Below are 22,964 nucleotides of genomic sequence, written 5' to 3' on the forward strand. Positions count from 1 at the left end.
TGACTGGCTAGTGATTGAATGTCGCAAGAACGAGCGAGCGTAGAGGCTGATCGACGACGGGATCGACGCCGAACCACGCCTTGAAGCCGGGCCGGGCCTGGTGGAGGAGCATCGCGATGCCGTCGGCGGTTTTGAAGCCGGCCTGGCGGGCTTGGCGGAGCAGCGGCGTCTCCAGCGGAACATAGACGATGTCGGAGACGCAGAGGCTCGCCTGCGCTCCGGAAAGGTCGATATCGAGCGGTTCCGAGCCCGCCATACCGAGCGAGGTCGTATTGATCAGAAGATCGTAGTCGCCGATCGCGCGACTGCGTCGCTCCCAGTCGAGTACGGCGATCTCCGGCAGGCTTTCGGCGACCTGTTCCGCGCGCCTGCGGCTTCGGTTGGCAATGGTGACATGCGCGTGGGCCTCGCTGAGCGCGTGGCACACGGCGCGCGAGCCGCCACCTGCGCCGAGAACAAGCGCGCGTTTGCCATCTACGGCGATACCCGCTTCACCAAGCCCGGCCAGGAAGCCGAAGCCATCGGTATTGCTCCCGACGATTCCGCGCTCGTCGAAGACAAGCGTGTTGATGGCACCGATTCGGCGGGCCGATGTCTGGATGACGTCGCAGAGGGCGAAAGCCGCCTCCTTCCAGGGCTTGGTCACATTCGCGCCGCGAACTCCGGCCGCCCTGAGGCCGCGCACCGCAGCTTCAAAATCCCGCTCGACGGCAAGCGGAATATAGGTGCCGTCGATGCCGTAGCGCTCGAGCCAGTAGCCATGAAGCAAGGGCGAGCGCGAGTGCGTGACGGGCCATCCGATCACGCCGGCGATACGGGCGTTGCCCGTCAATCTTCTCGACATCGTCCGGGTCCTGTTTTGTCGATGCGGATCGCCGTCAGGCTGCGGTTTCGAGCCAGAAAGCGAGCATCAGCGAGGTTTCGGCCTCAAACATCTCGATGCCAGTCGAGGTCTTGCATCCGATCCGGCGCGCCATCTCGATCAGCGGTGTGATCGCGGGCTTGGTCACCACGTCGCTGACGAAGGTCGCGGGATCGAGGCCGGCGATATCGAAGGGCAGGGCGTCGCCCGGATGCATTCCGGCCGGCGATGCGTTGGAGACCGTGTCGAAGCCGGCAGGATCGGACGATCCGACGATTACTTTGCCCGGATGGGGACTCTCCAGCTTCGCGATCAGCGTGTCGCGCCGCGCCGCGTCCGCATCATGGACGGCGAGCTCGCGGACGCCGGCATCGAGCAGCGCGAGGCCGATCGCGCTGCCAGCGCCACCGGCTCCGATCAGCAGGGACCGCTTCCCATCCAGCTCGGCGTCGTTCTTGCGCATCGCGCCGACATGGCCGGGGCCGTCGAACATGTCGCCATGCCAGGAGCCGTCGGGATTGCGGCGCAGTACATTGGCCGAGCCGAGCACCTGGGTCGTCTTCGACATCGTGCGGCAATGCGAAACCACCGCGAATTTATGGGGCACGGTGATGCAGATGCCGTCGCAATTGGGCAAGCGGCCGGCGAGCGTGACGAAGGCGGGCACATCCTCAGGCAGGATGTCGACCGGCACCATGATGGCGTCCTTGCCGTTCTCCTCGAACAGCCGGGTCATGCCGTAGGGGGATTTCACCTGGGCGATGGGGTGGCCGATGATGAAATAGACGCGGGTCGCGCCGCTGAAGTTATCGAGCATCCATCCGTCCTCTTCCGGTTTTCCTTCAGCGACCCTGCCAGATCGGCTGGCGCTTCTCGGCGAAGGCCTTCGGGCCTTCGATCGCATCTTGGCTCGCCCAGAGCCTGACGGCCGTGGGGTGCTGGTCGAGGATGCTGCGTTCCAACGAGGAGGACAGACTTGCGAGCGCGACGGCCTTGGACGCTTCGATCGCGAGTGGAGCGCAGCGCACGATCTGCCGTGCGAGTTCCCGGGCCTTCGTCATCAGGTCGGCGGCAGGCACCACCTCGTTAATGATGCCGATCTCTGCGGCGCGCTGCGCGCTGATGCGCTCCCCGGTCAAGATAAGGCGCATCGCATGCTTCAGCGGCACTTGCCGCGCCAGGCGCTGCAGGCCGCCGCCGCCGAGCGCGGCGAGGCCGACCAGCGGTTCGGGCAGGCTGAAGACGGCATGCTCGGCCGCGATGGCGAGGTCGCAGGCGAGCACGATCTCGACCCCGCCACCGAAGGCATGGCCGTTCACAGCGGCAATCACCGGCTTGTTGAGGTCGAAGCGCATGCACAGCCCGGCGAAACCCGTGGTCGGCGACGCTTCGACCGAGGTACCGGCTTCAGCCTTGGCCTTCAGGTCGCTGCCGACGCAGAAGGCGCGTTCGCCCGCCGCAGTCAGGATCGCGACACGCAGCGTCGCGTCGGCGGCAAAGTGGTCGAAGATGCCGGCGAGCTCGTGATGCGCTTCATTGCTGAGCGCGTTGAGAACCTGCGGACGGCTGATCGTCACGGTGAGGATGCCGTCTTCGGCCGAGACCTCGGTGTATTTCAGCTCTGACATGGGAACTCCAAAAACAGCAGGGAGGAGCGCGAGACCGCACGAGATCGATCAGCCGGCGAGAGCATCCTCGACCGCGATGTAGGCGAACGCGATCGCCGGCCCGAGCGTGATGCCGGGCGCCGGATAGGTTCCAGCCATCACCGAATTCTGGTCGTTGCCGACCGCATAAAGGCCGCCGATCGGCCCGCTCTTGCCGAGCACGCGCGCACGGGGATCCGTTACTAGGCCTGCGCTGGCTCCAATGTCGCCGGGATAGAGCTTCACCGCGTAGAACGGGCCTTTCTCCAGCGGGCGCATCGTCGGGTTGGGGCTGTTTTTCGGGTCGCCCAGATTGCGCTCATAGGCCGTGGTCCCGCGTCCGAAATCCGGGTCGATACCCGTCGCCGCATAGCCGTTGAAGGTCTCGACCGTCCTCTGCAACTGTTTCGCGTCCACGCCGAGCCGACCCGCCAACTCGGCCAGCGTTTCACCCTTCACCAGATAGCCGTCCTTGAGCAGGAAACTCATGCCGCTGCCACCGGGGCGGACCATGCCGAGGCCATAGGTCTTGATCGCCTGATGATCTGCGATCAGGAAGGCTGGAATACAGGGCTCGTTGCGGTTCGCCTCGATCATCGCCTTGCCGGTGAGATGGTAGGAGGTGCTTTCATTGAAAAAGCGCCTGCCGGCGCTGTTGACGATGACCGTGCCGGGCTTGGCCCGATCGAAGACGAAATGGGGGAACACGGCCTTGGTGCCGTCCGCCCGCTGGCGGATCGAGACCGGTGCCCAGAAGACGTTCTCGACATTGCGGTCGCCGATGCGTCCGCCGGCGCTCAGCGCTAATTCGAGCGCGGCACCCTTGTGGCCGGGTGCTCCCGGCGTGTGGATGTCCGCATCCGGCACCAGCGCCTTGCGCAGGTTCGGGCTCCGGTTGAAGCCGCCGGACGCGAGGATCACGCCATGCACGGCGTGGACGTCCTGGCGTTTGCCGTCGCGGACGAAGCTGACGCCGGCGATGCGGCCATCTTCCTCGATCAGCTTGTCCACCTGGGCCTGCGTCCAGATGGTGCCGCCCCGCTTGAAGAACGAGTGCAACAGGCGGCCGATCAAGGCATTGCCCATGGTGAGCCGGGTGCCGCGCTTGTGGCTCAGCTTGTCGCGCGCATAGCGGGCGACCAGCGCCAGAGAGTAGCGGAACGACACCCAGGATTTCTTCAGGTTGAGCAGATGGGCGATGTCATTGCGGTCGACCATCAGGCCGTTGAGGATAGTAAATTCCGGGATCGGCGGCCGCACCAGATCGAACTTGTCGCCGAGCAGGCGACCGTCGAATGGAACCGGTTCCAGCGCGCGCCCCTTCATCGTCGCGCCCGGCAGGTCGGACATGTAGTCGGGGTGCAGCGGATAGGGCCGCAGCTTCACGTCCGTCTCGCGGTCGAGCAGTTCGACGGCACGTGGGCCGGCTAGGAGAAAGGCTCGGATCAACTCCTCGGACGCATAATTGCCCAGCGCATTGTGGAGAAAAATTTCAGCCTGCTCGACACTGTCCTGCGCTCCGACTTCGGCAGCATGGAACGTATTGGGAATCCAGATCGTCCCGCCTGAGAAGGCGGTGGTGCCTCCAACATACTCGGTGCTTTCGAGCAGCAATACGCGGGCGCCGCGAATTGTGCCGAACAGTGCAGCGGAAAGCCCGGCGCCGCCACCGCCGATCACGATGAGATCGTAGCACTCTACATTCTTCGCTCGTTCTGAGGCGATGGCGACATGTGATCCAGCCACGGTTCACTTCCTCTCCTTGACCGCGTCACAGCCTCCCGGCCGAGCGGCAATTCAGGCTGAGGCGGTCGAAATTGTCCGCCGCAACTTGCCCCGTTGTTGGGTGCCTTTGACAGCCGTATATTCAAATATGAAATAGAATTCCAGAATGAACTTTCATTTTTTGCACGATCCGGGTATGTCCTGTCGCAAACGAGCGGGAGGAATGCCGATGCGCTATGCCGTCACCAGGATCACGCCGGAAGTAGGAGGCCTGCCGAAGGTTCTCGCCGGAATCGAAGGAGCGGTCACCGGCCAAGGCTTTTCGGGGAAGTTTCTCGGCTGCTTCACGGCCGAGATCGGTGCTCTGAATCAGATCCTCATCTTGCAGGCTTACGAAGACGATCGCGCCCTCGCGGAAGATCGCTCTCGCGCGCTCGTCGATGGTGGCCTGTTCGGCGCGGCTGAGCATTTCGGCGAAGTCGAGACGACGACCTATGTGCCGTTCGATTTCGTCGCGCCGATCGCGCCGGGCAAATATGGCCCTGTCTATGAGATCCGAGTCTATGGAGTAAAAGCGACCGGCTTGAAGCCGACCATGGATCTCTGGCGCGCCTCCGTGCCAAAGCGCGCCAAGGTCTCGCCGCTGCTCGGTGCCATGTATGCCATTGATGGGGCACTGCCGCGCTTCCTCCATATCTGGCCCTTCACCTCGCTCGGCGAACGCATGGCCAAGCGGGCAGAGGCCGTCGAGCTCGGTATTTGGCCGCCGAAGGGCGGGCCGGCGCATCTTACCAGCTTGAGCTCGGCGATTTATCTGCCGACTCCCTTCTCACCGTTGAGCTAGGGTGAGGCGTCAAGATGCGTGTGCTCATAACCGGCGGCACCGGCTTCATCGCTGCCTGGCTGATTCGGCGTCTTCTGACGCGCGGAGCTGCCGTACGGGTTCTCGATATCGCCTCGGATAGCGGTGCCGTGCGCAACATCCTCGGCGCTCTCGCGGGCCGCGTCGAATGGCGGCTCGGCGACGTGCGCGACGGAGCGCTCGTCCATGAGGCGGCAGCCGGTTGCGACCGGGCCGTCGCGATGGCCGGTATCCTGACGCCGGCCTGCCGGGCCGATCCGATCCGCGGCGCCGAAATCAATCTGATCGGTACGCTCAACGTCTTCGAAGCGGCACTGCGCCAGCGCATGGTGCGTGTGGTCTATGCGAGCTCGGCCGGCGTCTTCGGGCCTGACAATGGCAGCATTCCCTTTCCCACGACCCATTACGGCGCCTTCAAGCTCGCCTGCGAAGGCAGTGCCCGGGCGTACTGGGCTGATCACGCCATACCGAGCGTCGGCTTCCGCCCCTACATCGTCTACGGGCCGGGACGCGGTGAGGCCGGCGCCAGCGCGGGGCCGACCCTGGCCTGCCGAGCCGCGGCGCAAGGCGTGCCTTACGAGATCGACTATGTCGGCCCGTCTGGGCTCGTCTATGTCGACGACGTCGCGGCGGCCTTCGAGGCGGCTCTGCTCAGCGATGCGCCGGGCGCCCACGTCTTTACCCTCGCGGGCAAGACCGTGACCGTGGACGAAGTCATCGCGGAAATTGCGCGGCAGGTGCCTGGAGCGAAGCTCAGTGCGCGTGGGCAGCCGATGCCGATCGCACCGGAACTCGCGCCGGACGACATCGCCTCGCTTCTGCCCGGTCTGCCCGAGACAGGCCTTGCCGAGGGCATCGCCGCCACCATCGCCTATTACCGCAATTAGGACAGCAAGGCATGAAGCGCCCGATCTCACTTGCCCATCTGACCGTCATCGAGCTCAACCCGCCGGACGTCTTCAGCGCCGCCGCAGAGGCCGGCTACAGCTATGCCAGCCTGCGCCTTGCGCCTGCTTCACCGGGCAAGGAAGCGCAGTTCCCGATGATCGGCGATACGCCGATGTTCCGCGAGACCCAGCGGCGGATCGCCGAAACCGGCGTCGCTTTGTTCGATTTCGAGATTCTGCGCATCAACCGTGACACGCGCCTGACCGATTTCCTGCCGGTGATCGAGACCGGAGCGAAGCTCGGCGGCAAATTCGTGCTCGTTGCCGGCGATGTCGAAGACGAGCCCTTCATGATCGACAAGTTCGCCGAGATTTGCGAGCTCGGCGCTCCCTTCGGCATCGGCATGGGTTTGGAGTTCATGCCCTGGACCGGCGTGAAGACGCTTGCATCCGCCCGACGGATCGCGGAGGCGACCAATCCGCCGAACGGGCACATCATCGTCGATGCGATCCATGTCGACCGCGCCGGCGAGACCGCTGCGGACGTGGCCGCTATGCCGAAGCATCTGCACTGCTATTTCCAGATTTGCGACCTGCCGGCTGAGCGTCCGAAGGACAACGAGACAATGATCTATCAGGCGAGGCAGGCGCGGCTGCCGCCGGGGGAGGGCGGGCTCGACCTCACCGGCATGTTGCGCGCCATCCCGGCGGATCTGCCGATCAGCGTCGAGATCCCGATGGCCGAGCTCGCCAAGACCATGCCGGCGGTCGCGCGAGCGCGGATGCTGCGGGAGAAGACCGAGGCGATGCTGCAGGTCATCGAAGCCCCCGCCCGCGGCTGACGCGTCGCGCCGCCATCGGCGAGGGCCGATCACAAATGGATATGAGCACTCGTTCCGAAGAGGATTGCGACCTCTTGGTCATCGGCTCGGGCGCAGGCGGCCTTTCGGCCGCCGTCTCCGCCGCCTGGCACGGGTTGAAGGTCCTGGTCGTCGAGAAGGAGCCGGTCTTCGGCGGCACGACGGCCTGGTCCGGCGGCTGGATGTGGGTGCCGCACAACCCGCTCGCTCGCGAGGCCGGGATCGAGGAGGATGGGCAAGCCGTCCGCACATATCTCCGCCACGAGCTCGGCAATCATTATGACGAGGCACGGATCGAGTCCTTTCTGGCGGCTGCGCCCGAGATGGTGTCATTCTTCCGCCAGCACACCTCCGTGCAGTTCATCGACGGCAACAAGATACCCGACATGCACGGCAATACGCCCGGCGCCGGGTTGGGTGGCCGCTCCGTCTGCGCCGCTCCCATCGATGGGCGTGAACTGGGGTCGCTAGCCACCACGCTGCGGCCACCGCTGCCGGAAATTTCGCTGCTGGGCATGGGGATCGCCTCGGGAGCCGACTTTGCCCATTTCCTAAACGCGACGCGCTCCTGGTCGTCCTTCGGCCATGTCGTACGCCGCATTGGTAGGCATGCTCTCGATTTCGTGCGGCATGGCCGCGGCATGCAGCTTGTCAACGGCAATGCGCTGGCCGCTCGGCTGCTCAAATCGGCCAGCGATCTGGGTGTCGATCTACGTTCGAAAGCGCCGGCCCGCCGGCTGCTGAGCCGAGATGGTGCCGTCATCGGTGCCGTAGTCGGCCACGATGGGCGGGAGACCCGGATCATGGCACGCGCCGGCGTCGTCCTGGCCTGTGGGGGCTTTCCGCATGACTATGAGCGGCTGAGGCAGCTCGTTCCGCACAATCCGACCGGGCGCGAGCATTGGTCAGCGGCGCCGCGCAGTAACACTGGCGACGGCCTTCGCCTGGGCGAGAGTGTTGGCGCTCTGGTCGACGGCGGACTTGCAGCGCCTTGCGCCTGGGCGCCGGTCTCGCTGGTGCCACGCAGGGGCGGATCGTTCGGGCATTTCCCGCATCTGGCCGAACGCGCCAAGCCCGGCTTGATCGCTGTCACGGCCGACGGTTGCCGTTTCGTCAACGAGGCGGACAGCTACTATGACTACATCGATGCCATGCTGAAGGCTGTTCCGCCCGGCGCGGAGCCCGTCTCGTGGTTGATCTGCGACCACCGCTTCCAGCGCCGTTACGGCCTTGGCTTCGCCAAGCCGGCACCGCTGCCGATCACGCCCTACATCGCAAGCGGCTATCTCAAACGTGGGAATACGCTCGAGGAACTCGCGCGTGCCTGCGGCATCGATCCGGACGGGCTGAATGATACGGTGGCGCGCTATAATGAGGCGGCCGCGCAGGGCCGGGATCCGCAGTTCCACCGCGGCGAAACGCCTTACAACCGGATGGGCGGCGATTGGGCCGTCAAGCCCAATCCGTCGGTTGCGCCGATCGGTGACGGCCCCTTCTATGCGGTCAGGATCGTGCCAGGGAGCCTCGGCACCTTTGCGGGGTTGAAGACCGACGAGCGGGCGAACGTGCTCGACGCGCAGGGTCGCGCGATCGCTGGGCTCTTCGCAGTTGGCGCGGATATGGCGAGCATCATGGGGGGCACCTATCCCGCCGGAGGCATCAATCTCGGCCCGGCGATGACGTTTGGCTATCTCGTCGGGCGCAATACTGCGACGAATGTTGGGGCGCGGAAAGTGAGGGCTGGATCGTGAGATTTGAAGGGCAGACAGCGATCGTCACCGGAGCGGCGCGAGGAATCGGCCTGGGAGTCGCGAGACGGCTCGCCGCCGAAGGTGCGCGCGTGGCGTTGTGGGATCTCGACTGGCGCGGTTCCGACTGGAACTCCAGCGGTTTCGAGCCCGCTCATAGGCAGGAGGTCGACGTTTCGGCCCTTTCAGCGGTCGAGGCGGCATTCGCAGCTTCGCGGGAAGCGCTCGGCCATGTCGACATCCTCGTCAATAATGCCGGCATCAATGGCCCAATCGAGACGAGCTGGAACTATCCGGTCGAGGCCTGGCAGAAGGTGCTGGCGGTCGACCTGAACTCCGTCTTCTTTTGTTGCAGAGCGGCCGTTCCGCACATGCTTGAACGCCGTTACGGCCGCATCGTCAATATCGCATCGATCGCCGGCAAAGAGGGTGGGGCGGGGCTCACTGCCTATGCCGCGGCCAAGGCCGGCGTCATCGGCTTCACCAAGTCTCTGGCACGCGAACTGGTTGAAAGCGGCGTGCTTGCGAACTGTATCGCGCCTGTCATCACTGAGACGGATCTGCTGAAGCAGCAGACGCCTGAGTTCACCGCCGCAGCGCGCGCGAAGATTCCGATGAACCGCTTTCTCAAGGTCGAGGAGATCGCCGCGACGGCGGCTTTCGCCGCAAGCCGCGAATGCAGCTTCACGACAGGCTTCACCTTCGACGTCTCCGGAGGCCGCGCCACCTATTGAAGGCCTAGACCGGGGAGGGGGATTGCTCGTCAGGCATCCTTCTGCAGCGAGCAGGACAGGCCGTATATCGAAATTTCATGGCGCAGTCCCCGCCCATGCAGTGATGCGGCGAGATCGCCCGCGACGCTCCGCAGGCTAGCGATGGAGAGTGCATCGAGCAGAAGGACGAGATCGTATCCGCCGGCATCCTCGCTGCGGCGCAGGCGCTTTTCTTCGCTCGTCAGGCTCGTCAGGGCTTGATCTAACTCTCCAAACCGTGCGCGCATGATCTCGTGTTCGATGAGCAAGGCGGCGCAGGTCGCCTTGAGTTCGGCCTTAAGCGCTGTGTTGCCGTCACTTGCGATCCGAAGGCATGCGGCCAAGCCCGACAGGCCGCTGCCAATCTCCCACTGCTTCTGGCACAAAGCGCGATGGACTCGCGAGTAGCGGGGCATCAGCTGGCGGGTCCACTCGGTCGGCGCGTCGAGCCTTGCCTGGTAGGCTGGTGACCGGAAAGCGTCACGGTTTTCCACGTCCAGGAAGCAGCCGAAGCGCTGCCCCCGACCTTCGATCAGCTCGTAGCGCTCTGCCGAGACGAAACCGGGCAAGGCCAGGCGCTCCGGTAGATGCTCGAAGCTGTGCCACCTCAGATACTCCTCGACATAGTCCGTCTCCACGTCGTGCCAGATGCAGAGCAATGCCGAGGTCATTGACGTCGAGGGCATGGTCGTACGCCTTCTAGACTGCCGCCTTATAGTTCCGGCAGCTGAGTGAAATGAAAAACTGGAATACCATACCAGTTTTTATATTGAAATCCGTTCAAGGATGTGGTCACGTTTCCCCAGCGGCCGGAGAGCCGATCGGGAGGTTCATGATGCAGCGGGTCAAATATGCTGCAGTGGGTTGCAGCGGCATGGGGCGTCGCCATCTGCATGGCTATGCCAAGCTGCTGGGCAGCAATCATCGCAACATCGAGCTCGCTGCAGTCTGCGATCTCGACGCCGGCCTGGCGAATGCGCTTGCCGATGAAGCCGGCGCGCTGACGGGTACACGGCCGCCCGCCTTCACCGACCTAGGGGAAATGGCCGCTGCGGTTCCCGAGCTGGAGGCGGCCGATATCACTACCGATGCGGGTTCACATCTGCCCGTTTCCCGAGCCTGCTTGGCAGCGGGCCTGCATATTCTTTGCGAGAAACCGCTCGGGCTGACCGTTTCAGAATGCCGCGCGATCATGGATGCCGGGCGCGCGGCGAACCGGATCGTCTCCGTCGCGGAGAACTTCCGGCGGGACCCGATGAACAGGCTGGTGAAGGCCTTGCTGGACGACGGCGCGATCGGAAAGCCGCGCCTGATGCGTGAAGAGTCGATCGGCGGCACCGACCTTATCGTCACCACGCCCTGGCGCCACTTCAAACATACCGGGACCGTCGTCGTCGATTCCGGCGTACACAACGCCGATATCATTCGGTTCTATCTCGGCGAGATCGTAAGCATCTATGGTGAAAGCCGTTTGCACGAGCCGGTGCGCCGGCCGCAGCCGCAGGCCGATGCGGCAGCGACCCAGCGCGATTCCTGGTGGGGGGCACGCTCACAGCTTCCCGTCGCGACGCAGGCGACGGGTGAGGACGCGATCTACGCGCAGATCCGGTTCGCGTCCGGCGTCATCTGCCAATGGGTGCTCGATCGCGCCGGGCACGGCCTTGCGCGCGACGAACGGGTGATCTACGGCGCGAAAGGGTCGATCACCGCGCCAGGCGATCGCAACGGCAGGCCTGTCGTGCTGCATCTCGATGATGGCAAGTCCATCACGGACGAGCACATCCTCGATTTCGCGCCGAGCTATCGGCTGACTCCCGTCGCCGCGACGCTGTTCGGCGACGCCCGGCCCTGGCGCTACGATTTCAGTTTCAACGACGTCGATCAGAAGCTGCTCGCCCTGCAACTGCATGAGCTGGCCGACTGCATCGGACACGGCACGCAGCCGGAGGTCACGGCCGCCGAAGGCATGGCCGATGTTGCCCTGGCTTATGCGCCGGTCGAGTCGGGCAGGCTTGGCCGGGCCGTCACGCTGGACGAGATCCTGAACGGCTCCGCATCACCTTATCAGGACGAGATCATCGAGCTCAGGCGATCGGCCTGACCGATGCTCCCCAAAGGAGACGACACCATTTACCAGAGTGGTCTCTTAGCCGCGGACGAACCGCAGCAGCGGTCGTGGTCGCCCCGGCTCCTCAGCAGGCTGGGCTGGCTCGCGCTCTTGTTCGCGGTGCTTGCCGTGCTGGTCGTGCTGCCGTTGCTTGCATTGATCCTGCGGGGCTTCATTGCCATCGATGGCGATCGCGCGTCCGCGAGCTTGGCCTCGTTCCAGAAGGTGCTGGGCGACGCGAGCTACTGGGTTGCGATGGGTAATACGCTGGTCGTCTCGATCGGCTCGATGCTGCTCGCGACGATCATCGGCACGCTGCTGGCGTGGTGTCTCGTGCGCACCAATGTGCCGCACCGCCAGTTCCTGGAGAGGGCGGCGGCGATGCCGATCTTCATCCCGCCCTTCATCGGCGCCTTCGCCTGGATATTGATCGGGGCGCCGCGCATCGGCCTGCTGAACCTGTCCTTCCGCTGGCTCGATCTGGGGCAACCATTCAATGTCTATTCCTATCTCGGCATCATCTGGGTGATGGGCATCTATATTGCGCCTTACGTGATGATGATTGTCGCGGGCGCACTCAGGAACATGGATCCGAGCCTGGAGGAGGCGGGGCAGGTCGCTGGTCTCAGCCGCCTGCGCACCATGCTGGTGATTACCTTGCCCGTCGTGGCCCCGGCCATCCTGTCGGGCGCGGTGCTCGCTTTCGTCGTCGGCATCGGGCTGTTCGGCACGCCGGTTCTGCTCGGCATGGCCCGCGAAATCTATCTCGTCACGTCACGCATCTATCTCGAGTTGCAGCAGTACCCGCCCGACGCCGGCATCGTGGCGGTGCTGGCGATCTATCTGATGCTGCTGTCAGTCTGCGCGAATGCAATCCAGCGGCGCATGCTGCGCGGACGCTCATATGTGACGCTCAGTGGTAAGGGGTTCAGGGCGCGGCTGGTGACGCTCGGCGGCCTGCGGATCGCAGTCGCTGCGGCGATCTGGCTTTATCTGGTGTTTACGGTCTTTGCGCCGGTGGCACTGATCGCTGCGGCTGCCTTCTCGACCTACGCCTGGTCCGGGATCTTCACCTGGAAGCATATGCAGTTCCTGTTGCAGACCGTGGACGTTCGCACGACTCTCGCCAACTCCCTCTTCATCACGATCGTGGCCGCAACGGCGACGACAGCGCTCGGCATCCTCATTGCCTGGGTCACCACGCGCTCACGCATGCTCGGTAAGCACTTGATCGAGGACGTGGTCCTGCTGCCGATGTCCGTTCCCAGCCTCGCCTTCGCCCTCGGCGTTTTCTTCTTCTGGCTTTGGATACCCTGGGGACTCTACGGAACGGTCTGGATCATCATCGTCGCTTTGATCGGCCGGTATGCCAGTTACTCGGTGCGCTCAATCTCGAGCAGTCTGATTCAGGTGCATCCCGAACTTGAGGAAAGCGCGCGCATCTGCGGTCTCAGTTGGGCGGGGACTCTGCGCCGGATCACGCTGCCGCTCGTCCTGCCGAGCATCGTGGCGAGCTGGGTCATGGTCTACAGCATCTTCGTCTCCGAGCTCTCGATCGTCCTGCCGTTGTACACGGCCGAAACGCGGACCCTCTCGATCCTTTCCTTCGACACCTGGTCGATCGGGCAATTTTCTCAAGTCGCCGCGCTGTCACTCCTGCAACTCGTGATGGGGGTAGGCGTCATGGTCGCCGTCGGCCTGATCAACCGCCGGCGGGGTATGGCCGTCGTATGAGACTGGAACTCCCCAGATGAGCGTCATCGTTTCCGCCCTGACCAAGCATTTCGGCGCAGTGCGCGCGATCGACGATCTGTCGATCGAGTTCCGCGAGGGCGCGATCACGGTCCTGCTCGGTGCCAGCGGCTGCGGCAAAACCACGACGCTGCGCTGTATCGCGGGGCTGGAGCAGCCGACGTCCGGCCAGATATCGATCGGCGGCGAGACCGTCTTTGCCTCCGCCCGCGGCATAGACCTGCCTCCTGAGCGGCGCGACCTCGGCATGGTCTTCCAATCCTATGCGATCTGGCCGCACATGTCGGTCTTCGAGAACGTGGCCTTGCCACTGCGGGCCAAGAAACTTCCCGCTGCCGAGGTCGCAGAGCGGGCTCGCTCCACGCTGACATCGGTGGGGCTCAGCCAGCAGATCGACCGCGGTGCGACGCAGCTTTCCGGCGGGCAGCAGCAACGTGTTTCGATCGCCCGGTGTCTTGTTGCGGACCCGCGCTTGATCCTCATGGACGAGCCGCTCTCGAATCTCGACGCCAAGCTGCGCATCGAGATGCGCCAGGAAATCAGGCAACTGCAGCGGCGGCTCGGTGCGACGATCCTGTTCGTGACCCACGACCAGGAGGAGGCGATGTCGCTAGCGGACGAGATCATCCTGTTCGACAAGGGCCAGGTCGTCCAGCGGGGCGCGCCGGAGGAGCTCTATTTCAGGCCGAAGGTTCGTTACGTGGCGGATTTCCTGGGCAAGGCGAACCTCTTTCCTGTCACGGCTCGATCGGCGGCCGAAGGTACCGAGATCATTACTGACGCCGGGATCGTCATTGCGCGCGGCAGCGTTTCCGGGGCGAGCCAGCCGGGGCGCGCGCTCGCCATGGTGCGCCCAGAGGCCTGGCGGATCGAACCGGCCGAAGCGGCGGGCCTCGCGGGGAAGGTCGAGGAGACGACCTTCATCGGCGATCGGCGCGAATTGCTCGTCGACACTCCGATCGGCGTTCTCACCGTCATGACTCTGGGCACGCGCAGCTTGGGTATTGGCGAAAGGCTGACCCTGACTGTGGAGCCGGAGTTCATGCATCTGATCGCGGAAGCAGCCTGATGCTGAAGGCGGGCAACGGCTTCTTTGCCATGTGGACCGGCGTCGCTCCGGCTGTGGCCCCGGCGTTCGAGTTGATGCATGCGCGTGATCATCTCGGGGAGCATCTGACGTATCTCGGTGAAGGGGGAATCCTCTGGGCACGGCGTTATGGCGAGGGGCAGGGCGCATTGCCACCCAGTTTCGCGTTCTACGGCATGGCGGATCTGGACCGGCTCACCGGGCCAGGTGCCGCGGATCGCCAGGTCCATGAGACCGAAATGTTCAAGACCATCCGGCCTCACTATCGCGATCGCATCGCCCATCACTGCCGCGTTCTCGGTAGCGCCGGAGCCGGAACAGGCAGCGGGGTCGCGACCTTTCTGCTCGACCTACATACAGATGGCGGCTCCCCACCGGAGCTAGCTGACCGCCTGACGCAGCTGCCTGCGGTCACAGCCGCCCACATCGGCATCATCGACTGGACGGTACCAATCCGCGCGGGCGGCATGCCGCCATCCTGCCCGGCCGGCGACGAGCGCCTCGGCATCGCCATCGTCGAGAGCTTCTCGCGTTGGCGGCTTGCCGCGGCTCTCGCGCCGATCACCGCGCTTCTGCAGGAGGCCGGCACTGTTCGCTCCGCTGGTCACTACGCCTTCAGCTACGCGCTCGATTACGCCGAGGTGCCAGCGCTGCTCCACCACCGCCGCGACCATGAGGTGGCGCCGCAGCGACATTGGCGCGAACACGAATCCGATCAATTTCGGCCGTCAGAAAACCAAAAGGGAGGAAGGACATGACTTATAAGATCGATCGTCGGACTTTGCTGTGGGCCGCAACGGCTTCGTCGGCGGCACTGGCCCTCGGCGGATTGGGTAGCCCCGTGCGTGCTGCCGATTCCGCGCTCGTTGCTGCAGCGGAAAAGGAAGGCCAGCTTGTCATTTATGGCGACCTCTTCACAGTTCAGATAATGGTGAAGAGCTTCAACGCGGCCTATCCCAAAATCAAGGTTACCACGGCGACGGGTGACGCGTGGCAGATCCTCAATCGCTTCATCTCGGAGAACCAAGCCGGTCGGCCGGTGATGGATGTGTTCTGGCAGGCCGAAGACACGATCATCACCGCCGACGACGCCGGAATGCTCGGGCCGATCGAGTTCGGCGAGAAGGCGAGCCTGCTAACATCCGCCATTCCGGCAAACGGCAACTATTTCCGCGGCAACGGCCAGCTCTGCCTGTTCGCCTGGCATAAGGACCAGATCGGTAAGAATCCGACACCCAAGGATTGGACCGACTATATCGACCCGCCCGCCGCCTGGGACGGTCTCGTCGCAACCACGAACCCCGCCTCCTCATCGGCCACCTTCGCGGTGATCGCTGCGCTCTATCAGCACTACGGTCAGGACAAGGGTGGCGCCATCCTCAAGGGCCTTCGCAAGATCAACACCGAACTTGTCGCCTCAATGGGTGTCATGACCACCAAGCTGCAGACTGGCGAGCGGCCAATCGACTTCTTCACCAATTCGAATGCGACCTCGGGGCTGATCGCGCAGGGCGTTCCCGTCGCGGTGCAGATCCCGGACTCCGGCGCGGTTGCGCAGTTCAATGCGGTCGCCGTCAGCAAGGTGGCCCCGCATCCGAATGCTGCAAAACTCTTCGTCGAACATGCGCTCGGCAAGCAGGCGCAGACCGATTTGCTCGATGCCGGCGCCTATTCGGTCCGAAAGGATCTTGCCTCGCCGGCGGGGCTGCCCTCGCTCGAGGAGGCCAAGCAACTGAAGCTTGACCTCGCCCAGGCGCTGAAGGACCGGGACGCGATCCTGAAATGGTGGTCCGCCAGCACTGGCTTCAACATCCGCTGACGCATCGAGGCCCCGTCACGCAGCCGATGGGCCGATGCCGTGGTGGGTCTCATTTCCTAATTTCAACCGGGACGATCGCCATGACAAGCGAACTGAACCTGCATGAATTCTCTATCGCCAACCTGACCGTCGGAGGCGGCGACCCGGTAGCTCTGATCGAGGCGGCCGGTTACAGTGGTTTCGGTGCGGTGGGGCTGGTGTTGCAGACGGCGATGAACAAGCCGCTCAGCCATGAGATTATCGGCCGGCCAGAGGTCATCCGAGCCATCAAGGCGGCCTCGAAGGCGGCCGGCGTGAAGGTCTTTGACGTCGAGGCCTTCGTGCTGCGGCCAGGCATCGACGCTGCGAGCTTCATCCCGGCGCTCGAGACGGGAGCCGAGCTCGGCGCAACCCATATCTCATCGATCGGCACGGAGATCGTCGACAACGACATGTTCCTCTCCGAGAGCGAGCGGATCGACCTGTTCTCCGAGTTATGCGAAGAGGCCGCGCGTTTTGGACTACATGTCGGCGTCGAATTCATGCGCTATCGCGACATACCCGACCTAACGGCCGCGCTGGCGCTGCTCGAGGCCGCAGGCAACAGCAATGCCGGTGTGATCCTGGACGTACTTCATTTCCACCGCACGGGGGGCACGCCTCAGCAGATTGCCGGCTGTCCGGCCTCGCGCATCGCGTATGTCCAGCTCTGCGACGCAGGGCCAGCAGTGCCTCGGCTTGAGGACCTCCCGGCCGAGGCACGGGGAGCGCGCCTGCACCTCGGTGACGGCGTCATTCCCCTCGATGCCATCCTCGACGTGTTGCCGAGCGGCCTCCAGATGGTCATCGAGACGCCCGTCGCCAGCGAGGCTACGCTGAGCCTTAAGGAAAAGGTCGATAGCGCGGCTGAGCACATCAAACGCTTTGCTGCATGGCGGGCGTCGCCCAGCAGCGCAACCGCCTGACGCGAGCGAATGCCATGCCCTTGCCAATCTACATTCTGAACGGCCCGAATCTAAACCTGCTCGGCGAACGAGAACCGCAAATCTATGGGTATGAAACACTCGAGGAAATCGAGAAGCGTTGCCAGCGTGCCGCTGAAAGCCTTGGCTTGGAAATCCGTTTTCTCCAAAGCAATCACGAAGGGCAGCTGATCGACTGGGTTCACGAGGCTCGCAAGGCGGCAGATGGTATCGTCATCAACCCGGCTGGATACAGCTTCACCTCGATCGGCCTGTTCGATGCACTGAAGGCCTTCGACAAGCCGAAGGTCGAGGTTCACCTCGCCAACATCCACAAGCGAGAGCCCTACTACCACAATTCCTATGTGGCGAAGACAGCCACCGCGGTCATCGTTGGGCTCGGGCCCTTCGGCTATGAATGCGGCCTGCAGGCCATCAAGCGCCTGCTGGTCCCTTAGGGTGCTTGCTCCGCCGTGACCGCGGACGCGTCAGCCGCGGCCGATACTTGCCAGCAAGGTGCGACAGGCAGCGCCGGCGCGCCTAGCTCTCTCGTGGTCGTCGTCGCCATAGGCCACGCTCGGCGCCTCCATCGCGATCGGCTTGTCTGCCGGCAACGCGCTGAGGAACGCTGCCAGCGGCAACCCGCCGTCGCCAGGATAGAGCCGCGCTTCCCGAGCCTCACTGCGCAAGCCATCAACTCCAGGGGATGCAGCGGGAGCGTCGCAAAGATGCCCATATGCGATCAGCGCGGGCTCGATCGCGGTAAGGTCGGAAGGTGAGCCGCCTGACCTACTGAGGTGCAGCGCGTCGACCAGCAGACCGGCGTTGCTCTGTCCTGCGTCTTTCAGAATTGCGTTCGCATAGGCCAGCGAATTCAGTGCCGTGTAAGGGATGAATTCGAAGCCGACGCCCATGTCATACTCGCGCGCCATGGCACAGCATTCGGCCAGCCGGTCCGTCATCCGGCTCCTGTCCGGATCGTTTCCGCCGACGAGCAGATTACGCGCGCCGAGCTCGGCGCCGGCTTCGAGCGCGGGCCGCAACATCTGCGCCTGCGTCTGCGGCCACAGCCAGACCGCTTCGATGTCGAGAAGGGTGAGGCCGCTAGACTGCAACGCAGCCTTGACCTGCCGGCGCAAGGCCGCATCGCTGACGACCGGAAAGAAGTCGCCTTGTGGAGCGGGATCGACCAGGCGCAAGCCCACCGCGTCGAAACCACCGGCTTCGGCGAGCGCGATAAGCTCGAGTGGACCGGCGTGCATGAAGGTGAGATGTGCGAGCGACAGCATGGTCGTGGCTCCCCGAGGAGGGCGATGACGACAGGCGCGTCGCCGCTATTGTTCCTAATCATAAATCAGTTCATAACCGTGATCAATTGCAACATTTACATTCGCAATGCCCCACGGAGAGAGCAATGCTGGACATGCTGAACGGCGAAACGAGGATATTCGTAATCATCGGCCATCCGATTGCGCAGGTGAAGGCACCCGCCGGAATGACCAAGGGGTTTGCGGAGCGTGGCCGCAACGCAGCGGTCATCCCGATCCACGTCCTTCCCGAGCACGTGGACGCATTCATCGACGCGCTGGAGCCCATCCGCAACGTCGACGGCATCATCGCGACCGTTCCTCACAAATTCGCTGCGCGGCGGCACTGCGCTTCGGTTTCGAAGCGCGCGAATTTACTCGATTCCGCCAATATCGTGCGGCGGAACCCGGATGGCGCCTGGTATGGCGACATGACCGACGGATTGGGTTTCGTTCGCGCGATGATGCAGACAGGCTGTCAACCGGAGGGAAAGCGCGCTCTGCTGGTCGGCGCTGGTGGAGCAGGCAGTGCCATCGGCCTGCAGATGCTCGATTCCGGAGTAGCCGAGCTCGCCATTTACGACATGGATCGCGCCAGGCGCGATGCCCTGATCGAGAAGCTGTCCAGCGTCCATCCCGGCAAGGTCATGGCTGGTTCGACGGATCCAGCGGGCTTTGACATCGTGGCCAACGCCACGCCGATGGGGATGAAACAGGACGATCCACTGCCTATAGACGCAGAGAACCTTAAGGCAGGCACCTTCGTCGGCGATGTGATCACGGTCCCGGAGGTCTCTCCGCTGCTCGAGATCGCCCGGCGGATCGGCTGCCGGACGCAGACCGGCGTTGGGATGTTCCTGGCTCAACGCGAACTGATGCTCGACTTCTTCGAAGGCAAGCCGATCTAAGGGCGTGGCCGCAGGAGCGAAGCTGGTTCAGGCGAGCCCAGTTCTCTGGCGTATCATTGCGACGGCTGCTTCGAGCGCAGTTAGGCAGCGCTGCTTCAATTGCGCATCGTAACGTGCAACAGGCAGTGCGATGTTGATCGCTCCGAGTGGAAATCCGGAGCGACTCAGGATCGGCAGAGCCATACCCGCGATGCCTGGGGTGAATTCCTCCGTGACAAAGGCGATGCCTGTGCGCTTGATCTCGGTGATTTCGGCTTCCAGCGCCGCGACGCTGCCGATCGTCTGCGGTGTGATCGCTTCGAAGCGCACACGGGACAGATAGTCCTGACGCATTTCTTCGGGCAGGTGGGCGAGGAGAGCCTTTCCTCCGGAGGTCGCGTAGAGCGGGGCCATGTCGCCGACACGCATGAGATAATGCAGCCGGTGGGTGCCGCTCGCCGTTGCCATGACTTCAGAGTGGTCGCCCTTGAGCACGTTGAGCGCGCAAGTCTCGTTGGTTGTTCGTGCCGTTTCTGCGAGCACGTCTGCGGCGACCTCCACGAGGTCCCGCGTCTCGGCGCTACGTTGCCCGAGCGCCACCACGGCCGGGCCGAGAAAATAGCCTTTGCTGACTGGATCGTAGTCGAGGTAGCCGCGACTGACCAAGGTCTTGAGAAGCTGCGTTAGGCTGCTCTTGGGGATCGCCAGCTGTGCGGCGATCTGGGTGTGGGTCTGTGCGGCGTTCCAGCGACGCAGATATTCGAACAGGTCGAGTACGCGCATGGCGGATTTGACGGAGCCCGACTCGGCCGATGGCGTGATTTTTTCCTGTTTCATCAAGTACCTGCGTCGGCTGTGTCAGCGATGGTCGATACTGAACGTTCGCCTCGCCGGTTTCAATATGCCCGGCATCCGCGCCCTCGAGAAGCCTAGGGCGAGCTTTACATTATGAACAAGTTCGCATACTAGAACTATTACATCTGCGCTGACAGGAGAAATCGGAGATGAGCGACGACTGGAGAGAGCGCCTGCTGATCCGGGACCTGGTAGAGAACTGGGCCGTCTGGCGCGACGCCGGCGACTGGGAGCGCTTCCGCACCGTCTGGCACGATGAAGGGCGGATGATGGCAACGTGGTTCCAAGGTACCGCCGACGAATTCATAAAGGTCAGCAGGGAAGGTTTCGAGAAAGGCGTCAGCATCCTGCACTTTCTCGGCGGCACTGCGATCGATCTCGCTGGAGAACGTGCGATCGCCCAGACCAAGATGACAATAAACCAGCGCGCCAGCGTCGACGGAGTCGTCTGCGATGTGGTCTGCACGGGCCGCTTCTACGATTTCCTGGAGAAGCGGCGGGGACGCTGGGGCATGGTGCTGCGACAGCCGATCTACGAGAAGGACCGGCTGGATCCGGTCGATCCCTCCGAGGCTCCCGCGCTTGACAGGCAGCGGCTCCAGAGCTTCCCCGCCGGCTATCGCCATCTTGCCTATTTGCAGTCGGGCTTGGGCTTTAATGTCAAGCCCGACATGCCGGGCCTCACTGGGCCGCTCGTCGAGGGTCTTTACCGGCGCGGCCGGGCTTGGCTCGAAGGAAAGCCGCTCGAAATGTCTCCACTAGCGGCCTGAGCGATTGGAGCAGGAGGCGCCATGCGGGAGTTCGTCTACAACGCGGCCCCGGCACGGGTCGTATTCGGGAGCGGCGCGCTGAAGCGTCTGCCGGACGAGGTAGAGCGTCTTGGCCTTGAGCGCCTGCTCGTAGTGTCGACGCCGGATCAGGAAGGTCAGGGGCGCCGCGTCGCGGATCTCCTTGGCAGCGCGGTGGCAGGCCTATTCCCCGGCGCCGTCATGCACACGCCCGTAGGGGTCACCGAAAAGGCGCTCGCGATTGTTGCCGCGGCGAAGATGGATGGTGTCGTCGCGATCGGCGGTGGCTCAACGACAGGGCTCGGGAAGGCGATTGCGCTGCGGACGGGGCTGCCCCAGATCGTGTTGCCGACCACTTATGCCGGGTCGGAAATGACGCCGATCCTCGGCGAGACAGAGGGCGGCGTGAAGCGCACGCAGACCGCCGCGAAGGTTCTGCCCAGCACGGTCATCTACGATGTCGATCTGACGCTGAGCCTTCCGCCGTCGCTTTCGGCTGTCTCCGGGGTGAATGCCATCGCACATGCCGCGGAAGCGCTTTACGCGCGGGACGGCAATCCGATCATTGACCTGATGGCGCAGGAGGGCATACGGGCGCTCGCCCGCGCATTACCGCGCATCGTCGAAGCACCGCAGGACGGGGCGGCTCGTGCGGATGCTCTGTACGGCGCCTGGCTGTGCGGCCTGTGTCTCGGTACTGTCGGCATGGCTGTACATCACAAGCTTTGTCACACTCTCGGCGGCAGCTTTGACCTGCCTCACGCGGAAACTCATACCATCGTGCTGCCGCATGCGCTTGCCTACAACGCTCGCGCCGCGCCACAGGCTATGGCGCGCATCGCCGCTGCGCTCGGTTCGGAAGACGCACTGATAGGCCTCGACAGGCTGCTCGCGCGCTTGAAGGTGAAGCGGGGGCTAGCGCAGATCGGCATGCCGGAATCCAGCATCGCTCGCGCTGCGGAGCTGGCAGTCGCCAATCCTTACTGGAACCCGCGCCCCGTCGAGCGTGGCGCGATTCATGAACTGATCCGCCGCGCATATGACGGAGAAGCGCCGCGAGCCGATTTCTAGGGGGCCGTCATGAATGTCTGCGATTCCGCGCGAGAGTTGGGCTCGCTGAAGTCCGGCCGCAGGCTAGTCCCCGTCCCGGTGGCCTGACCGCATCGCAAGCAGGGAGGAAACCATGCGTAACTTCGACGAGAACTCGATTACCCAGGCGGTGCTCGATCGTGTGGCGCGCGCTTCGGATGCCCGCACGCGCCAAGTCAGCCAGGCACTCGTGCGCCATCTGCACGCCTTCGTGAAGGAGGTCGAACCGAGCATGCAGGAATGGGAGGCGGCCATCGGCTTCCTCACGCAGACCGGGCAGATGTGCGACGACAAGCGTCAGGAGTTCATTCTGCTGTCGGACACGCTCGGAGTGTCGATGCTGGTCGACGCCATCAATCATCGCGACATGGCCGGCGCGACGGATACCACTGTGCTCGGCCCGTTCTATGTGCAGAACCCCGCAGTGTTTCCGCTGGGCTCAGACATCTCGGATGGAATGAAAGGCCAGCCGCTTTTCGTTTCTGGCACCGTCGCGTCGACTGACGGCACACCGCTCGCCGGCGCTGCCGTCGACGTTTGGCACTCCGATGAGGATGGCTACTACGACGTGCAGCAGATGGAAGAGTTGGGTGGACTCTCCATGCGTGCGCGCCTGTTCACCGACGCGAACGGTCGTTTCCACTTCTGGACGATCATGCCGGCCGCCTATCCGATTCCGCATGACGGGCCGGTCGGGAAAATGCTCGAGGCGCAGGGGCGCCATCCCTATCGCCCGGCTCACGTGCATTTCATGATCCATGCGGAGGGCCACGATCTCCTCGTTACGCATGTCTTCGTCGCCGGTGACGACTATCTCGACTCGGATGTCGTGTTCGGCGTCAAGGACTCGCTGATCCGCGAGCTTGTGCCCCATCCTCCTGGAGAAGCGCCAGACGGGCGCCTGATGGGGCGGGACTACCACAGTCTGCGCTACGATTTTCGTCTGAAACGTCTGTCCGCTTCGGCGGTCTGACAAACGCTGCAAGGAGG

Annotated in this window: 23 protein-coding genes; 16 read left to right on the forward strand and 7 right to left on the reverse strand. The window is 63.9% G+C overall.

Features of this window, described 5'->3' with window-relative positions:
* Positions 1-7 precede the first annotated feature (7 nt).
* The 4 genes from ACFQU1_RS11380 to ACFQU1_RS11395 are packed head-to-tail and all read right to left on the reverse strand — an operon-like array spanning position 8 to position 4,254.
* On the reverse strand, positions 8-844 hold the full coding sequence (locus tag ACFQU1_RS11380; RefSeq protein ID WP_378132491.1) for a shikimate dehydrogenase: 837 nt from the start codon (positions 842-844) through the stop codon (positions 8-10).
* Positions 845-878: 34 nt separating this feature from the next.
* On the reverse strand, positions 879-1,679 hold the full coding sequence (locus ACFQU1_RS11385; protein WP_378132494.1) for a shikimate dehydrogenase family protein: 801 nt from the start codon (positions 1,677-1,679) through the stop codon (positions 879-881).
* Positions 1,680-1,704: 25 nt separating this feature from the next.
* A complete protein-coding gene (locus ACFQU1_RS11390) occupies positions 1,705-2,490 on the reverse strand; it encodes an enoyl-CoA hydratase-related protein (protein WP_378132496.1) in 786 nt (261 codons plus the stop codon).
* 48 nt (positions 2,491-2,538) lie between these two features.
* Positions 2,539-4,254, reverse strand: a complete 1,716-nt coding sequence (locus ACFQU1_RS11395) for an FAD-dependent oxidoreductase (RefSeq protein ID WP_378132498.1) — start codon at positions 4,252-4,254, stop codon at positions 2,539-2,541.
* 202 nt (positions 4,255-4,456) lie between these two features.
* Between ACFQU1_RS11395 and ACFQU1_RS11400 the strand changes: the two genes are divergently transcribed.
* Genes ACFQU1_RS11400 through ACFQU1_RS11420 form a run of 5 tightly spaced genes read left to right on the forward strand, consistent with a single transcriptional unit; the run spans position 4,457 to position 9,324 of the window.
* Positions 4,457-5,077, forward strand: coding sequence for an NIPSNAP family protein (locus ACFQU1_RS11400; RefSeq protein WP_378132500.1), 621 nt, complete (start codon positions 4,457-4,459; stop codon positions 5,075-5,077).
* Positions 5,078-5,091: 14 nt separating this feature from the next.
* A complete protein-coding gene (locus ACFQU1_RS11405) occupies positions 5,092-5,982 on the forward strand; it encodes an NAD-dependent epimerase/dehydratase family protein (RefSeq protein WP_378132503.1) in 891 nt (296 codons plus the stop codon).
* An 11-nt stretch (positions 5,983-5,993) separates the two neighbouring features.
* Positions 5,994-6,824, forward strand: a complete 831-nt coding sequence (locus ACFQU1_RS11410; RefSeq protein WP_378132505.1) for a sugar phosphate isomerase/epimerase family protein — start codon at positions 5,994-5,996, stop codon at positions 6,822-6,824.
* A gap of 41 nt (positions 6,825-6,865) precedes the next feature.
* Positions 6,866-8,593 (forward strand): FAD-dependent oxidoreductase, encoded by a 1,728-nt coding sequence (locus ACFQU1_RS11415; protein WP_378132507.1) that lies wholly within the window; start codon positions 6,866-6,868, stop codon positions 8,591-8,593.
* On the forward strand, positions 8,590-9,324 hold the full coding sequence (locus ACFQU1_RS11420; protein ID WP_378132509.1) for an SDR family NAD(P)-dependent oxidoreductase: 735 nt from the start codon (positions 8,590-8,592) through the stop codon (positions 9,322-9,324). Before ACFQU1_RS11415 ends, ACFQU1_RS11420 begins: the two co-directional genes overlap by 4 nt.
* Positions 9,325-9,353: 29 nt before the next feature.
* Here ACFQU1_RS11420 and ACFQU1_RS11425 read toward each other — a convergent pair whose 3' ends face one another.
* Positions 9,354-10,013: a hypothetical protein gene (locus tag ACFQU1_RS11425; RefSeq protein ID WP_378132512.1), complete on the reverse strand. Its 660-nt coding sequence runs from the start codon at positions 10,011-10,013 to the stop codon at positions 9,354-9,356.
* A 65-nt stretch (positions 10,014-10,078) separates the two neighbouring features.
* Here ACFQU1_RS11425 and ACFQU1_RS11430 point away from each other — a divergent pair, with 65 nt between their 5' ends.
* The 7 genes from ACFQU1_RS11430 to aroQ are packed head-to-tail and all read left to right on the forward strand — an operon-like array spanning position 10,079 to position 17,506.
* Complete coding sequence (locus ACFQU1_RS11430; protein ID WP_378132514.1) at positions 10,079-11,443, forward strand: Gfo/Idh/MocA family protein; 1,365 nt, start codon at positions 10,079-10,081, stop codon at positions 11,441-11,443.
* A gap of 3 nt (positions 11,444-11,446) precedes the next feature.
* Positions 11,447-13,183, forward strand: coding sequence for an ABC transporter permease (locus ACFQU1_RS11435; RefSeq protein ID WP_378132516.1), 1,737 nt, complete (start codon positions 11,447-11,449; stop codon positions 13,181-13,183).
* A gap of 16 nt (positions 13,184-13,199) precedes the next feature.
* Positions 13,200-14,270, forward strand: a complete 1,071-nt coding sequence (locus tag ACFQU1_RS11440; RefSeq protein WP_378132518.1) for an ABC transporter ATP-binding protein — start codon at positions 13,200-13,202, stop codon at positions 14,268-14,270.
* Positions 14,270-15,046 (forward strand): hypothetical protein, encoded by a 777-nt coding sequence (locus ACFQU1_RS11445; RefSeq protein ID WP_378132521.1) that lies wholly within the window; start codon positions 14,270-14,272, stop codon positions 15,044-15,046. Before ACFQU1_RS11440 ends, ACFQU1_RS11445 begins: the two co-directional genes overlap by 1 nt.
* The gene (locus ACFQU1_RS11450) at positions 15,043-16,107 is read left to right on the forward strand and encodes an ABC transporter substrate-binding protein (RefSeq protein ID WP_378132523.1); all 1,065 of its coding nucleotides are present in this window, start codon (positions 15,043-15,045) and stop codon (positions 16,105-16,107) included. Before ACFQU1_RS11445 ends, ACFQU1_RS11450 begins: the two co-directional genes overlap by 4 nt.
* The gene (locus tag ACFQU1_RS11455; protein WP_378132525.1) at positions 16,071-17,051 is read left to right on the forward strand and encodes a sugar phosphate isomerase/epimerase family protein; all 981 of its coding nucleotides are present in this window, start codon (positions 16,071-16,073) and stop codon (positions 17,049-17,051) included. The genes ACFQU1_RS11450 and ACFQU1_RS11455 overlap by 37 nt, the downstream gene beginning before the upstream one ends.
* Positions 17,052-17,065: 14 nt before the next feature.
* Positions 17,066-17,506: a type II 3-dehydroquinate dehydratase gene (gene aroQ, locus ACFQU1_RS11460; protein ID WP_378134018.1), complete on the forward strand. Its 441-nt coding sequence runs from the start codon at positions 17,066-17,068 to the stop codon at positions 17,504-17,506.
* 30 nt (positions 17,507-17,536) lie between these two features.
* On the opposite strand, the gene ACFQU1_RS11465 is transcribed toward aroQ, so the two are convergent.
* On the reverse strand, positions 17,537-18,337 hold the full coding sequence (locus ACFQU1_RS11465; RefSeq protein ID WP_378132527.1) for a sugar phosphate isomerase/epimerase family protein: 801 nt from the start codon (positions 18,335-18,337) through the stop codon (positions 17,537-17,539).
* Positions 18,338-18,462: 125 nt separating this feature from the next.
* Between ACFQU1_RS11465 and ACFQU1_RS11470 the strand changes: the two genes are divergently transcribed.
* Positions 18,463-19,263, forward strand: a complete 801-nt coding sequence (locus tag ACFQU1_RS11470) for a shikimate dehydrogenase family protein (RefSeq protein ID WP_378132529.1) — start codon at positions 18,463-18,465, stop codon at positions 19,261-19,263.
* A gap of 27 nt (positions 19,264-19,290) precedes the next feature.
* Here the strand turns inward: ACFQU1_RS11470 and ACFQU1_RS11475 are convergent, their stop codons facing one another.
* A complete protein-coding gene (locus ACFQU1_RS11475) occupies positions 19,291-20,079 on the reverse strand; it encodes an IclR family transcriptional regulator (protein ID WP_378134020.1) in 789 nt (262 codons plus the stop codon).
* A 167-nt stretch (positions 20,080-20,246) separates the two neighbouring features.
* On the opposite strand from ACFQU1_RS11475, the gene ACFQU1_RS11480 reads away from it, so the two are divergent.
* From ACFQU1_RS11480 to ACFQU1_RS11490, 3 genes are all read left to right on the forward strand, one after another.
* The gene (locus tag ACFQU1_RS11480; protein WP_378132531.1) at positions 20,247-20,867 is read left to right on the forward strand and encodes a nuclear transport factor 2 family protein; all 621 of its coding nucleotides are present in this window, start codon (positions 20,247-20,249) and stop codon (positions 20,865-20,867) included.
* Between the two features lie 21 nt (positions 20,868-20,888).
* The gene (locus ACFQU1_RS11485) at positions 20,889-21,956 is read left to right on the forward strand and encodes a maleylacetate reductase (RefSeq protein ID WP_378132534.1); all 1,068 of its coding nucleotides are present in this window, start codon (positions 20,889-20,891) and stop codon (positions 21,954-21,956) included.
* A 112-nt stretch (positions 21,957-22,068) separates the two neighbouring features.
* On the forward strand, positions 22,069-22,947 hold the full coding sequence (locus ACFQU1_RS11490) for an intradiol ring-cleavage dioxygenase (RefSeq protein ID WP_378132536.1): 879 nt from the start codon (positions 22,069-22,071) through the stop codon (positions 22,945-22,947).
* The last annotated feature ends 17 nt before the right edge of the window (positions 22,948-22,964 follow it).

The organism is Chelatococcus sp. GCM10030263 (genome assembly GCF_042666455.1).
Taxonomy (GTDB): domain Bacteria; phylum Pseudomonadota; class Alphaproteobacteria; order Rhizobiales; family Beijerinckiaceae; genus Chelatococcus.